This window comes from Butyrivibrio sp. VCB2001, assembly GCF_000423965.1.
Taxonomy (GTDB): Bacteria; Bacillota; Clostridia; order Lachnospirales; family Lachnospiraceae; genus Butyrivibrio.
Genome location: NZ_AUIZ01000001.1, coordinates 341,630 through 355,606 on the forward strand (window position 1 = coordinate 341,630; position 13,977 = coordinate 355,606).

Here is a 13,977-nt window from a genome sequence, read left to right on the forward strand (position 1 = left end):
ACCTTTTTCTTTATTCTGATCAGAGTTTTTCAAGTCTCTCTGTGACTATATCCATGTTGCCCTTGCTCATCCTGTAGATAACATCCTCGAGGGATATGAACTTCTTGTTCCTGATGAACTTCAGATACTTAGGGGTAAATCGCATTTTGATGCCCTTACTCTCGATTCCGGAATTGACCTTGTCCTGAATTGTAGCGCAGGTATCTGCAGGGTCATGAGCCATGCTCTTATTAAGGATGCAAAGGAGTGTTCCTGCCGTGCGAACAAAGCCCTCACAGTTAGGGTCATCCGATACATCGATGGACTGCAGGGATCCCACAGACCACTTCTTTAAAGTATGATAAATTCCGTACTCACAGTCAAGCTCTACCAGCTTATCATTTACGCCGTCGTACAGCCAGACTTCGTTGCCCTTAACAAACATATCTCTTACCTGGAACAGACTTCCTTCGAAGGGAAAAGAGATCCCGGCGCCATCGCACCCTGTGAGCATAATATTGGAATTGATCTCCTCGACAAAGGACTCGGGCTCAGGTATATCTTCCCTCTCCTTATCAGTCTCCGGCTCTTCTACAGAAACGGAAGGCTCTACGTCTTCCCTCAGTTCCTCATCCTCTCTGACATCTTCAAATTCATCTTTTTTGCCTTCGATCCTGGGCCTTTCGGCGTGTTTGATCCTGTATGGACCAAAGCCTGATGTCTGAACGGTAAATCTGTCGGTATTGCACTCCTCAAAAGGTCCTGCAACAGGGAATCTTCCGCGTTTTCTTCCGAAGTAATCCATATCAAACATAATGGCACTGCCATCGGGATTCTCAAATCTCTGCTCGGGCTCAAAAGCTATTCCCAGAGCCTCAGTGTTCATTGGCATAGTAAAGGATCTTGGCAGATACTCGTAGAGATTGGTGTGGAGAGTATATCTTCCATCTTCCTCATCAAGGTACAAGCTGATCTTGTGATCCTTATCAACATGGGCAGCAAGCTCGCCATCGCAGGGCCTTGCACCGTTGTAGTAGGCATTGCCTCCGGTATAGACCGGAAGATATGAATAGTAGATATCATTTCCCACTTCCCATTCCGGTATCTTAGTAAATTTTGCAAAATACTCTGATGCCGTCGGGAACTTATTGTACGGGCAGGTTCCGCAGATAAAGTTGTGCTGGTCCATGGTATCGCTGTTTTCTGAAATACAAAAATCCAAAAGATCCTGTCTGACCTTTTGCTGAATAAAGATATTGTTGTAGAACCTTGCATCTCCGTGCTGGATTGTCATAAAGCCTGCAATCTTCGTAGAGTGAGGAACATGGTATGGTGTAAACCTGGATGTGGTCATCTTTCTGGTTCCGTCATCGGTTCCCTGTCCGACATAGGTAAATGAACCTGCGATCAGGTTGTGTATAAACGCTAGACCCTGTGTGCTCAGTCTGCATGAAATCTGTGACAGAAGAAGGTTGTGATCTACAAGTGTAGGGCCGTGTGAAACCTCAACAAATATATCTTCTCCCAGTGAGAGGCTGTTATCAATGATAGCCCCTTCCGGAGGAACGTTGTCATGCATAAAGTTCTGAGTGACCCTTGTGCCCTGGGCCTGCCAGTCTAGCCAGACTCCTCTGGTGCAGTGGTCAATGTGATTGCGTCTTATTATGGTATCAATGGCCGCATGAAGCTTGATACCGCCTATCTCAGCGCCTGCGAGATTATGCTTATTGTTAATATGATGGATATGGTTATCCTCAATGATACTGAAAACACCGCCAAGATGTCCTACAATACCTGTCTGACCACAGTCATGGATATCGCAGCGTCTAACGATATGCGAGCCGACACTCTCTTTATCCCATCCTTCATTTACAGCCTGACATATGCAATCTCTCTCAGTCTGGCTTCCGATCTTTACAAAGGTAGTGGACCACTTGTTGTTATTGCCTCTCTGGAAGTACTTGCCAAGAGATATTCCGCTGCACTTTGATTCATAGATCTCGCAGTCCTCGATGATCCATCCCTTGGACCAGTGAGGACCTACCATACCTTCCTGATAAGCAGTCGGCGGAGCCCACTGGGTGGCAGCACATCTTACGGTAAATCCGCAGAGTGTTATATAGTTTATACCTGTCTTTTCCGGATAGAAGCATGCCTTCCTGACAGAGAGCTCTACATTTTCTTCATTCGGGTCTTTTCCCTGGAAATTGGCGTAGATTACGGTATTACCGTCCTCCTGGGCTGTAAACCATACATAAGTTGAAAAATCGGGATCCCAGGACCTCTTATCCTTATGTGGGTGCATGCAAAGAGAGAGGTCAAAGACCTCGTACATAGACTTTCCGTCTAAATATAAATCGCCTGTGTGTGGATTGTGTTCAGAAGGGAAGAACCAGTCCCCTCTGACTTCATCGATATAGGGATTGTAATCCCCAAAGAAGCTGTTTGGAATCCTGACACGCCATACGTTCTCAAAGCTCTCCCACCCCGAAAGGCGCTCTGCGCCGGTGATGATCGCTTCCCCACGTGACGTGCTGATATATTGTATCCTGTCATTCTCAGTTCCTGAGTTTGCAGGTTTTACCCATTCTCTGTATATGCCGGGAGCCACAAATACAGTATCTCCCGCTTTTGCTGCCTGTGCGGCCTCCTGTATTGTTTTGAAAGGATGATCAATGGAACCGTCACCGCTTCTAAGTACACTGCCGGATACATAAATCTGCATACCTATGCCCCTCCAATCTGATATACTATTATAAGTATATCACGTTTTAACATAACCATCTAAGGAGAAGACCTATGGGACGCATGAAATTCATCTATGCCATTTCAATACTTGCAGCATTTATTCTTACAGGAGTAATAATAAGTCTGATAAGCTCTTTATTTTAAGCATTATTTATCTTTTTGTTCTGATACAGATCAGAATCAGCCCTGGCAATAAAGGCCTGGAGTGAAACAGGAGCTTTGTAGTCATACTGAGCTATTCCTATGCTTACGCTTACATCATAGGGTGCTCCTTCAATATCAGATAATCTTCTGATATTGTTCTTTATCTGCTCCGCAAGATATGTAGCTTCTGCCCTATAAGCCATCTCAGCCACGATCACAAATTCATCTCCGCCGTATCTGGACACAAACATTCTTCCCCTCGGTCCCTGACAGGCATCCTTAATAGCACTAGCAACTCTGATGAGTGCTCTGTCACCCTCAGTGTGTCCAAAGGCGTCATTTATAGTTCTGAGCTTATCCACATCAACCATGAGAAGGAACAGACTCATTCCGCTCTCTTCATTTCTCATTTTCTTGATCAGGAATTTATACATCTGATTTCTGTTATTGGTCTGAGTCAGCGGATCAATGGAAATCATATTGTCCTGGATAGTTGTATATACATAAAGCACTGCAACTACCGCACCATAGCAAAGGAAAGGCACTCTCCAGAAATAAGCCTGAAGAATTCCGCATACAATAGGAGCAAAGGGGAAGATACCTATCATCAGATAAATTCCTCTCTCGGCATATTTATCCTTATTGGCAAATCTGGAAAAAGCTTTTATGGATGAAGCGATCATATATCCAAAAGGAATGATGACCAAGATCACATAAAATCGTCCGTTTACCAGTGTTCCACTATCATCGACATAATAAAGAAGACCTGTCCAAAATGCTGTTATGCAAAGAACTGCAGAGATAATAACAGGTATAAAAACAAGCCGCCTCTTTTTCCTGTCCTCTACAATACCGTCTCCCTGAAGCGACTCGGAGACAATAAACCAGTTGTATGTTACCATCGTTATTAAAATGTAAGTGAAAACATTGGACAAATATGTCAGTGTTATCGAATATTTTATGACCCGTCCATCAACCAGCACCCAGAATATCTCCGCTAAAAAGTAAAGCATCAGTATTCCGATAAGTCTGGCCATATAGATAGAAGATGCCTGTTTATTAACTGCCTTTAAGATCTTATAGTAGATCAGAGCAAGAATGAAAAAACAGGCCAGATGTGCCTCTATATAATAAAATATGTAGTCCAAAATTATGCCTCCAGAAAAGACGTAGTAGTATTTATCAGGCTCCTCCGGCAATTGCCTTAAGAGCTTCAAATTCAGAGTCGTATACTCCGCCCATAGCTTCAACTTCTTCCCATGTATACCATGAGCCCGAGAGCTGGACGCCCCTGATTGATATGTCGGTCGCGATAACCATAAACGGCTTATGATTCACAACAATATAACAGGTCCTGTTTAGTCCAAAAGGAGTGACAAAAACATGCCCTGTATCTATCAGATGATTCAATTGATCAATTGATAATGCCTTAGATAAAGGAACTGTTCTGAGCATAGATGCCTTCCTGATTAACTGCAAACAAAAAGCCAAAACGTATACAAATTTATTATACTATCTGGCTTTTTTAGTGTAAATTCGTTTATATTTATTTAATAATATGTGTATAGTCCCTCTCTCCGAAAATTCCTGTTCCAACCCTGACAAATGTGGCACCTTCCTCGATTGCCACCTGGTAGTCTCCTGTCATTCCCATTGAAAGAGTATCCATATTTACACCGGGGATATTCATTTCGTTAATTCTGTCCTTTAACTCTCTAAGGCCTTTAAAATATACTCTGTTGCTCTCAGCATCCTCAGTGTATGGTGCTATTGTCATAAGGCCTCTTATGTTAAGGTGAGGGTATTGCGCTATCTCTTTTACAAAATCAGGCACTTCCTCTGCAGATAAGCCGAACTTGCTCTCCTCCTGTGCCATGTTTACTTCGATAAGAACATCAATTACCTCATCGGTCTTTGCAAACTGTTTCTCGATCTCGGCAGCCAGCTTAACATTGTCAACTGAGTGGATCATGCACACTCTGCCGGGAAGATATTTTACCTTGTTGGCCTGAAGATGGCCTATCATATGCCATGAAAGCGGCTCTTTTATCTCCTCTGTCTTGTCCTTTATCTCCTGGACCTTATTCTCGCCAAAAACTGTAATACCGCAGTCCATTGCCTGTCTTATGTCACTTACGGGCTTGGTCTTGCTTACAGCGATCAGTGTCACTTCGCTCCTGTCTCTGCCGGCCTTTTCGCAGGCAGATACTATATTTTTCTCGACTAATTCAAGATTCTCTTTGATCATAATCGCTCCTAATGCTAGATTTTTTACTCTGTTCAGTATATCATAATCTTAGATTCATGTAATGGGGGTTGTTCCAATGAAAGTCAGTGAAATTTCCAATGGTTCAGAAGTAAAGATCCACGCAGCCATCAACGGACACAGCATAGTTCTTATGACTGAGGCTATTTTTGGCGTGGCTGCAGGACTTTTGGTCAAGCCCATGGAATACTTTGGAAAATACATGCAGTTTCTGGAGCCATCAAGCGTAGAGATCAGGAATAAGCGCGACGGACGTGTTTACAAATTCATGTCCACCACCATTACTCCGGTAAAGACCAGATACGGTAACTTCCACCTCATAAAGAGTTCTTCCAAATTGGAGCCTGAGAACTCCAGAAAGGCTGAGAGGTTCTATATTGATAAGCTGGGTCTTATCTCAATAAACGGCAACAATATGGACCTTAAGAACTGCATTGTACACGATATCTCAATGCGAGGAATTTCTATTCTTGTTGATGATTCCACCATTCTTAAGATTGGCGACAATATAGACGTAATGTTCAGATACGGCGATACTCTCCACAACTATGAAATCTCCACCAAGGTAGTAAGGAACTTCGAGATTGGAGGTAAAAGAGCTGTCGGCTGCAGCATTTCAAATCTGAATGTGGATCTTATAGGTCTCTTGGTGTCCAAGAAGAGCGAAGGTCATCCTGTGCTTGATAATGTACCCGAGACCAACCTCAATCCTGAGATCTCCGAGAAACAGCAGATCAAGGAAGTTGACGAGGATATTGCAAAAGAGCTTATCCCGGAGAGACCAAATACTCTCACAATATCATCCGGTGGCACAAATCCCTTTGATCCAAAGAATCTTGAGCACATAACCGATAAGACACTGCGTCAGGCCAAACAGGAAGAGAGACTGGCTAAGCAGGCCAAAGATATAGAGAATCTCTTAGACCTTAGAGACATCTAAATACATAAATAAAAAAAGCCCTGAGTCTTACGACCCGGGGCTTATTTTTTTGCTATCAGAATCTCATCTGCTTCTCAACCATTCTAACAAACTCAACATTGTTGCGAGTCTTGGAGAAGAGGTTGATGCACTGATCTACTGCCTCATCAGCCTTCATGCTATTAAACCCTTTTCTAAGGCTGTTGATAGCTGTGAGCTCTTCCTGTGTAAGAAGAAGATCCTCTCTTCTTGTGCTGGACTTAGGAATATTGATGGCAGGGAAGATTCTCTTTTCCTGAAGCTTTCTGTCGAGAACCATTTCCATGTTACCTGTACCCTTGAACTCCTCGTAGATAACGTCGTCCATCTTGGAGCCTGTCTCAATAAGAGCTGTTGCAAGGATTGTAAGGCTTCCGCCCTCTCTCATGTTTCTGGCTGCACCAAAAAATCTCTTAGGCATATGAAGAGCTGCAGGATCAAGACCACCGGAAAGAGTTCTTCCTGAAGGTGGAACTACGATGTTGTAAGCTCTTGTAAGTCTTGTGATGGAATCAAGAAGGATAACCACATCCTTGCCGTGCTCAACAAGTCTCTTGGCTCTCTCCATAACCATCTCTGCTACTCTCTTGTGGTGCTCAGGAAGCTCATCGAAGGTTGAGTAGATAACCTCTGCGTTAGGTCCCTCGATAGACTCCTTGATATCTGTAACTTCCTCAGGTCTCTCATCGATAAGAAGGATAATGAGATGAATGTCTCTGCTGCTCTTTAAGATTGACTTGGCAACATCCTTAAGAAGTGTTGTCTTACCGGCCTTAGGAGGTGATACGATCATACCTCTCTGTCCCTTACCGATGGGGCTGATAAGATCCATGATTCTCATGGCTACGCTGCATCCGGGCTGCTCAAGAGGAATCTTGACATTAGGGAATATAGGAGTCATCTTCTCGAAATCCCATCTGCCCATAGCAACTTCAGGCTTGTAGCCGTTTACTGTATCAAGACGAAGAAGAGCTGCGAACTTATCGTTCTCTTTCTTGGCTCTGCAGATACCCTTTAAGATATCTCCTGTCTTAAGATTAAATTTCCTTATAAGGCTTGGTGCAACGTAAACGTCGTTTTCACCCGGAAGGTAATTCTCGCATCTGATGAAACCGTATCCATCCTGCATTACCTCGAGGATTCCGTCTGCGCTGTCGCCATCCTCAACCTCCTGAGGCTGCTCTTCTTCCTTGGCAGGTTCCTCACTAGATGCACTGGTCTTGCCTGTTGTTACAACTATCTTTTTCTTGTGCTGAGGTGCCTTCTCCTTCGGCTGATCATTTTCAGTCTTCTCAGCCTTCTTGGCAGGAGCTGCCTTAGCTGCTTCCTTCTCATCAAGTTCGCACATAAGATCAATTATCTCAGACTTCTTCATTCCGGATGCGCCCTTGATTCCACGCTTCTTCGCAATATCACGAAGGTCACCGAGTTTTAATGTCTCATATTTTTCTCTCAAAATAACTCCATTTCTGCGTATACGCGCCATTTATTACATATATCTTGTCATTACAATTACTAGTCACTGGGATTTGTAAACGACTGCATCAAAATGCGTTTGTTTAAAGAATTGCTAATAAATCTGAAATTCATAAGATAAAATACATCATCTTGAGAAAAAAATCAACACCTTTTATGAAAAAATAAAAAAAGGCCCGCTGCTTCGCACAGCGGGCCTTGTTAAAACCAAATACAGATTACTGGAAGTTTGTTACCAGAGCTGCAATTCTAAGAACAAACAGAACAAATACGCACCACATAACAGGGCTAACGTCCTTAGCTTTCTTAGTGCAAACCTTAAGAATTACCCATGCAATAACTGCGAACATGATACCTGTAGCGATTGAGTATGCAAGAGGCATCATAACGATTGCAAGGTAAGCACCAACTGAATCAGCGATGTCACCGTCAAACTTGATCTTAGCAGCACTCATGAGCATAAGCATTCCTACATAGATAAGTGCAGGAGCTGTTGCAAATGAAGGGATTGCAAGGAAGATAGGGCTAAGTACAAGTGATACAAGGAAAAGTACACCTGTTGTAAGAGCTGTAAGACCTGTTCTTCCGCCTGCTGCTACACCGGCACTTGACTCAACAAAGCTTGTGATTGTTGATGTACCAAGGAGTGAACCTGCTGTTGTACCAACAGCATCTGCAAGGAATACCTTACCAACTCTAGGAAGGTTTCCGTCTTTGTCAAGAAGTCCTGCCTTATCAGCAACACCTACTACTGTTCCTACTGTATCAAAGAGGTCAACATAGAGGAAGCTGAATGTGATTGCCAGGAACTGAATAAGATGGCTTGCTGCCCATCCAAAGTTAAGCTTAAATGCTGTATCCTTGATTGCTCCAAGCTGAAGGCCGTTTGAGAAATCTGGGAATACATTAGCGCCTGTGTAGATACCGGCTGCCTGAAGGATCATGCCTACGATCCAGATAGCGATGATTCCGATAAGAACACCACCGGTTATGTTGTAGTAAACAAGAATTGCAATAACAATAAGTCCGATAAGTGCAAGGACCATATCAAGGTCTGAGAAGCTTCCGAGGCCTACTACTGTTGCATCGTTAGCAACGATGATACGGGCATTCTGCATTCCGATGAAAGCAATGAACAGACCGATTCCGGCTGAAATACCATACTTAAGGTTCTGTGGAATACTGTTGATGATCTGCTCACGGAACTTGAAGAATGAAAGTACAATAAAGAGAATACCTTCTACAAATACCGCTGTAAGTGCGATTCTGAAAGGATCTTCCTCAGCCGCAAGTTCTCCAAGACATACTGTATATGCGAAATACGCGTTCAGTCCAAGTCCTGCAGAAAGACCGATAGGGTAATTGGCAAGAAATGCCATAATGAATGTAGCAATTGCAGACGCAAGGGCTGTTGCTACAAAGACACCGTTAGCATTCATAACTGTTCCCAAAATGTTAGGGTTAACAGCAAGAATGTAGGCCATGGTCAGGAACGTGGTAGCACCGGCAATGATCTCCTTTTTGACGGTAGTATCATGCTCCTTTAGTTTGAATAACTTCTCCAACATACGTTTCTCCTCTTTTCTCCTCTTGTGAAAGTTATTAGGGGCTTATTTTTACATAAATTGCAAGGCTATCTGTTAAATATCCTGGCAATAGTGTAAACAACTGAATATATGTTGTCATAGAACTCAAAAAGAACATGTGCCATCAGGGAAATATAGATATTCCTTGTAGCGACATATGCTATGGTAACAGGCAGCGCCATAAGTACCCACTCTGCTATCCCCAAGAGTCCGTGGGCACGTGTCAGTGCACACAGTAGCAGCGAAAGAACGGTAAAGGCGAATACCTTTTTCTTGCTTCCAAACTTGATAAGAGCTTTTCTGAAAAAGAGCTCTTCGGCTACGGGCTTAAGCACGATCATCATGATGGCATACATCAGTGTCGGCAAAAGCTCATTGTGATAGATTATCTGGACCACACCGGGTTTGGCTGTAGGAAACAGCTCAGGTACAACATTAGTCTTTAAGTAATCCGCGATGTAGAGACCGATAAATGTAAGCACAACAGGAATCCAGAAAGTGATTATCCTGCCAAAATTCTTATGTAATTTTCTAAATGAAAACTGCTTGTAAAAATAATAAAAATAATAAAGAATACCCAGGTAGAATACAAAGAACAGGTACAGCGTCTGCTTGGGCAAGAATGCAGTGGAAACAATGAGCAGCAGCTCCCATAACAATGGAATATATAACTGATTCAACGCTATCTCCTTAGTTTAAACCAAATCAAATTTATTATATATTCGCTGGGATATGAGGTCAATCGGAAATTGTGCTTTAGAGCGACAGCTCTTCCCATTCGTCATAGAGCCTTTGAAGGTTTTCCTGTAATTCATTCTGCTCATCTGAGAGTTTACGCAGCTTACCCAGATCTGTTCCAATTGAAGGATCCGACAAGAGCTCAGTGATCTCGGCATCTCTTGCCTCCAGCTTTTCTATCTCCTCTTCACACTTTTTAAGAGCAGCTTCCTGCTTTCTCTTTCTAGCCTGAGCCTCCTTCTGGGCTTTCCAGTCGTCAGCTCCCGATGAAAGCTTTGCTTCATCTGTGTTTTCAGCCTCTTTGGCTGCAGCAGAGTCTTCATACTTATAAGCGCTGTCTGCAAAGCCGGCCCCGGAAAGGTTCTTTTCACCAAAGAGTCTCTCCATACGCTCATCTACATGTTCAAGGTAATAATCGTAATTTCCTATGTATCCAACCAGTTTTCCTCTTGTGAGGTCCAAAATCCTGGTGGCTGTCTTGTTGATAAAATATCTGTCATGGCTTACATACAAAACAGTTCCCTCGTAGCCGGAAATAGCCGACTCCAGGATCTCTTTGCTGGTGATGTCCAAGTGGTTTGTAGGCTCATCAAGGATAAGGAAATTGGCATCAGAGAGCATGAGCTTCGCAAGACTTACTCTTCCCTTCTCGCCGCCGGATAAGTCTCCGATTCTCTTAAACACATCATCTCCTGTGAAAAGAAATGCAGCCAGAGTGTTCCTTATCTGAGTATTGTTAAGTGTCGGATAGGCATCTGATATCTCTTCAAAAAGAGTTTTCTCATCGTGAAGCACATGGTGCTCCTGGTCGTAGTAGCCAACGTGAACCTTGACGCCGTAGGTTATCTTGCCGGCATCTATGGGTTCTGCCTGATTTATCATCTTAAGAAGTGTGGTCTTACCTGTTCCGTTGTCACCGATAATGGCCACGTGCTCGCCCTTCTTGATCTCAAAATCCAGTCCCTCAAAGAGCTTCTCATTGCCAAAGGACTTAGAGAGCCCTTCTACAGTAAGGACATCTCCTCCGCTCTCGCAATTGGGCTTTAGCGTGATTTTCATGCTGTCGTTAACGTCCACGGGTTTATCGAGGACTTCGATCTTATCCAGCATCTTTTCCCTGCTCTCGGCTCTTTTTATGGATTTCTCCCTGTTAAAGGACTTAAGCTTGGCAATAACTTCTTCCTGATGTTTGATCTCCGCCTGCTGTTTGATGTAGGCATTCCATTCGATAGCTCTTTTCTGCTCTTTCTTGATGGCATAATCGGAGTAGTTTCCTGTAAATGAGGAAACCCTGCAATTCTCCACTTCGATAACTTTATCGGCTATCTTATCAAGGAAATATCTGTCATGGGATACGATGATGACAGCTCCCTTATAGTTGAGCAAATAGTTTTCAAGCCATCTGATTGAATTCATATCCAGATGGTTGGTGGGCTCATCCAGGATAATGAGATCCGGATTTTGTAAAAGAAGCTTACCCAGAGCAACTCTTGTCTTCTGACCTCCGGAGAGGGTGCTTATCTTTTTATCAAACTCCTCCTCCAAAAAGCCAAGACCTCTTGCAACGCCTGTAACTTCGCTCTTCCAGGCATAGCCTGACTTTCTCTGGAACTCCTCATTCATCTTGGTGTATCTGTCAAGAAGTGCAGTGAGTTCATCACCTTCAAGGTGCTTCATCTGCTCTTCGGCGTTTCTGATACTATCCTCAAGCTCCCAAACCTCTCTCTTTACCTCTTTGAATTCCTCATAGATGGTATTTTCCGTGTCGATGTTCTGATTTTGGGCAAGGTAACCGACGGTCACGTCCTTTGCAAAAGTAACGTCACCGTCATCGGGAGAAAGCTCACCAAGTATAAGCTTAAGAAGGGTTGTCTTGCCGGCTCCGTTAATACCGACAATGGCAACCTTCTCATTGTTTTCCACATGAAAAGAGGCATCCCTAAGGATGTCCTTTCCATCAAAGCTCTTATATAATCCGTGTACCGAAAGAATCATCTTAAAGCCCCATTTGTTGATATGATACGAATTGCTTCGTTTCTTCGAAACTCTCACAATTCTACAAACATTCGGAATCCACTAATTTACTTCGTAAATTGTTACTTCCTCATGTTTGTTCGGACCATTAATTCATTCACATATTCAAACAAGTTTGAATGTGCATGAATTATGCTCCTTGTATCATATCATATTCTTCCGCAATTGCATCTAAAAATTCTTCACTTCCGAGTTTTTCGGGATTTGGAAGTGACGTGATGAGGGCAAGATCTCCTGTCATACGTCCTGACTCAATAACAGAAAGTGTTGCCTTCTCCATCTTGTCTGCCCAGTCGCAAAGCTCTTTTATTCCGTCGAGCTCTCCCCTCTTTCTGAGGGCTCCTGTCCAGGCAAATATTGTTGCTACAGGGTTTGTTGATGTAGGCTCACCCTTTAAGTACTTGTAGTAGTGTCTCTGAACGGTTCCGTGAGCAGCCTCGTACTCGTATACGCCTGTTGGTGATACAAGTACAGATGTCATCATAGCAAGTGAACCAAAAGCTGATGAAACCATGTCACTCATAACGTCTCCGTCATAGTTCTTGCAAGCCCAGATAAATCCGCCCTTTGATTTCATAACACGGGCAACAGCGTCATCAATAAGTGTGTAGAAATAAGTAATTCCAGCTTCCTCGAAATCCTTCTTGAACTCAGTCTCAAATACTTCATCAAAGATCTCTCTGAATCTTCTGTCGTAGGTCTTGCTGATGGTGTCCTTTGTTCCGAGCCAGAGCTCTTTCTTCTCGGCCAGGGCATATTTAAAGCATGCTCTTGCAAAGCTCCTGATTGAAGCGTCCTTGTTGTGGATACCCTGAATGATTCCGGGCTCCTTGAACTCCTCGATGGTCTCTCTTATTACTTTTCCGTCATCGCCTGTAAATACAAGCTCTGCCTTACCGGGCCCCGGAACTCTGATCTCAACGTTCTTGTAAACATCACCGTAAGCGTGTCTTGCAAGAGTAATAGGCTTCTCCCAGGTTCTTACATTGGGCTCTATTCCCTTAACCATGATAGGTGTGCGGAAAACAGTTCCGTCAAGGATTGCCCTGATGGTTCCGTTAGGGCTCTTCCACATCTTCTTAAGGTCGTATTCCTTAACTCTCTCGTTATTTGGAGTAATGGTTGCGCATTTAACAGCAACTCCGTATTTGAGGGTTGCATTGGCTGAATCTACAGTAACCTGGTCATCAGTCTCATCTCTGTGCTTAAGACCAAGGTCGTAGTACTCGCTCTTTAAATCAATGTGTGGGAGAATAAGCTTGTCCTTGATCATCTGCCAAAGGACTCTTGTCATCTCATCTCCATCCATCTCAACAATGGGTGTTGTCATCTGAATCTTGCTCATTAGGCTAATCTCCTTTTTGTTTTATTCATACATATCAAGAAGCCCGTGATCAACCATGTTGTCATAGGCGTTGATCATGTGCTGGTTTGCAAGCTCCTCTGCCTTATCGGGATTTTTCTCCCTGATAGCTTCCATTATATACTTGTGCTCGACATTTGAAACTGCACCACGGCTGCTGGAAAGGGTCTTTTGTCTGACTCTCCAGACATACTGATGGTAATCCTTAAGGAGGTGCTCAAGCATCTTAGAGCCTGATGCCTCGTAGAGGATTGTGTGGAATCTGTTGTCCAGCTCTGCCATCTGCTCCATGTGGCCTCTGGCAGCATGGAATTCAGCAAGATAGATGTTCTCCTCCATCTCCTCAAGCTGTTCCTTGGTGATGTTCTCACATGCCCATCTTGCGCATAATCCCTCAAGCTTGGACCTGATCATATAGATGTCCTGGATGTCTTTTACCTTGATACCGGTAACGTAGGCTCCTCTGTTGGGGATGATCGTGATAAGTCCCTCAAGCTCAAGCTGTCTGAAGGCCTCTCTTACGGGAGTTCTTGATACACCAAGTTCCTGGCCGATGGCAACTTCCTTAAGTTCCTCATGATCCTTGTATTTACCGTTTAAGATATCTTCCCTGATCCTGTGGAATACACGGCCTCTAAGTGAATACTTATCCGTGACTTCCTGCTTTAAATCATGATTCTCCATA

The 13,977-nt window shown here is 43.6% G+C and carries 11 protein-coding genes; 1 reads left to right on the plus strand and 10 read right to left on the minus strand.

Annotated elements, in window-relative coordinates:
* Window positions 1-19: 19 nt before the first annotated feature.
* The 4 genes from G589_RS18495 to G589_RS0101515 form a co-directional block, all read right to left on the minus strand.
* Window positions 20-2,704, minus strand: coding sequence for a right-handed parallel beta-helix repeat-containing protein (locus G589_RS18495; protein WP_081668892.1), 2,685 nt, complete (start codon window positions 2,702-2,704; stop codon window positions 20-22).
* Between the two features lie 163 nt (window positions 2,705-2,867).
* Window positions 2,868-4,019: a GGDEF domain-containing protein gene (locus G589_RS0101505; RefSeq protein WP_026520826.1), complete on the minus strand. Its 1,152-nt coding sequence runs from the start codon at window positions 4,017-4,019 to the stop codon at window positions 2,868-2,870.
* Window positions 4,020-4,053: 34 nt separating this feature from the next.
* The gene (locus G589_RS0101510; RefSeq protein WP_022768799.1) at window positions 4,054-4,326 is read right to left on the minus strand and encodes a hypothetical protein; all 273 of its coding nucleotides are present in this window, start codon (window positions 4,324-4,326) and stop codon (window positions 4,054-4,056) included.
* A 91-nt stretch (window positions 4,327-4,417) separates the two neighbouring features.
* Window positions 4,418-5,119 carry a YggS family pyridoxal phosphate-dependent enzyme gene (locus G589_RS0101515; RefSeq protein WP_026520827.1) on the minus strand — a complete coding sequence of 234 codons (702 nt, stop codon included), beginning with the start codon at window positions 5,117-5,119 and terminating at the stop codon, window positions 4,418-4,420.
* 76 nt (window positions 5,120-5,195) lie between these two features.
* Here G589_RS0101515 and G589_RS0101520 point away from each other — a divergent pair, with 76 nt between their 5' ends.
* Entirely contained in the window at window positions 5,196-6,077 is an 882-nt protein-coding gene (locus G589_RS0101520; protein WP_026520828.1) for a PilZ domain-containing protein, read from the plus strand.
* A 55-nt stretch (window positions 6,078-6,132) separates the two neighbouring features.
* Here the strand turns inward: G589_RS0101520 and rho are convergent, their stop codons facing one another.
* From rho to G589_RS0101550, 6 genes are all read right to left on the minus strand, one after another.
* The gene (gene rho / locus G589_RS0101525; RefSeq protein ID WP_026520829.1) at window positions 6,133-7,551 is read right to left on the minus strand and encodes a transcription termination factor Rho; all 1,419 of its coding nucleotides are present in this window, start codon (window positions 7,549-7,551) and stop codon (window positions 6,133-6,135) included.
* 238 nt (window positions 7,552-7,789) lie between these two features.
* Complete coding sequence (locus G589_RS0101530; RefSeq protein ID WP_330366622.1) at window positions 7,790-9,139, minus strand: NCS2 family permease; 1,350 nt, start codon at window positions 9,137-9,139, stop codon at window positions 7,790-7,792.
* Between the two features lie 65 nt (window positions 9,140-9,204).
* Entirely contained in the window at window positions 9,205-9,837 is a 633-nt protein-coding gene (locus G589_RS0101535) for a CPBP family intramembrane glutamic endopeptidase (protein WP_026520831.1), read from the minus strand.
* A gap of 76 nt (window positions 9,838-9,913) precedes the next feature.
* Complete coding sequence (locus G589_RS0101540) at window positions 9,914-11,890, minus strand: ABC transporter ATP-binding protein (RefSeq protein WP_026520832.1); 1,977 nt, start codon at window positions 11,888-11,890, stop codon at window positions 9,914-9,916.
* Between the two features lie 169 nt (window positions 11,891-12,059).
* Window positions 12,060-13,274: an NADP-dependent isocitrate dehydrogenase gene (locus tag G589_RS0101545; RefSeq protein WP_026520833.1), complete on the minus strand. Its 1,215-nt coding sequence runs from the start codon at window positions 13,272-13,274 to the stop codon at window positions 12,060-12,062.
* Window positions 13,275-13,295: 21 nt separating this feature from the next.
* Window positions 13,296-13,976, minus strand: a complete 681-nt coding sequence (locus G589_RS0101550; RefSeq protein ID WP_022768810.1) for a GntR family transcriptional regulator — start codon at window positions 13,974-13,976, stop codon at window positions 13,296-13,298.
* Window position 13,977: the final 1 nt, after the last annotated feature.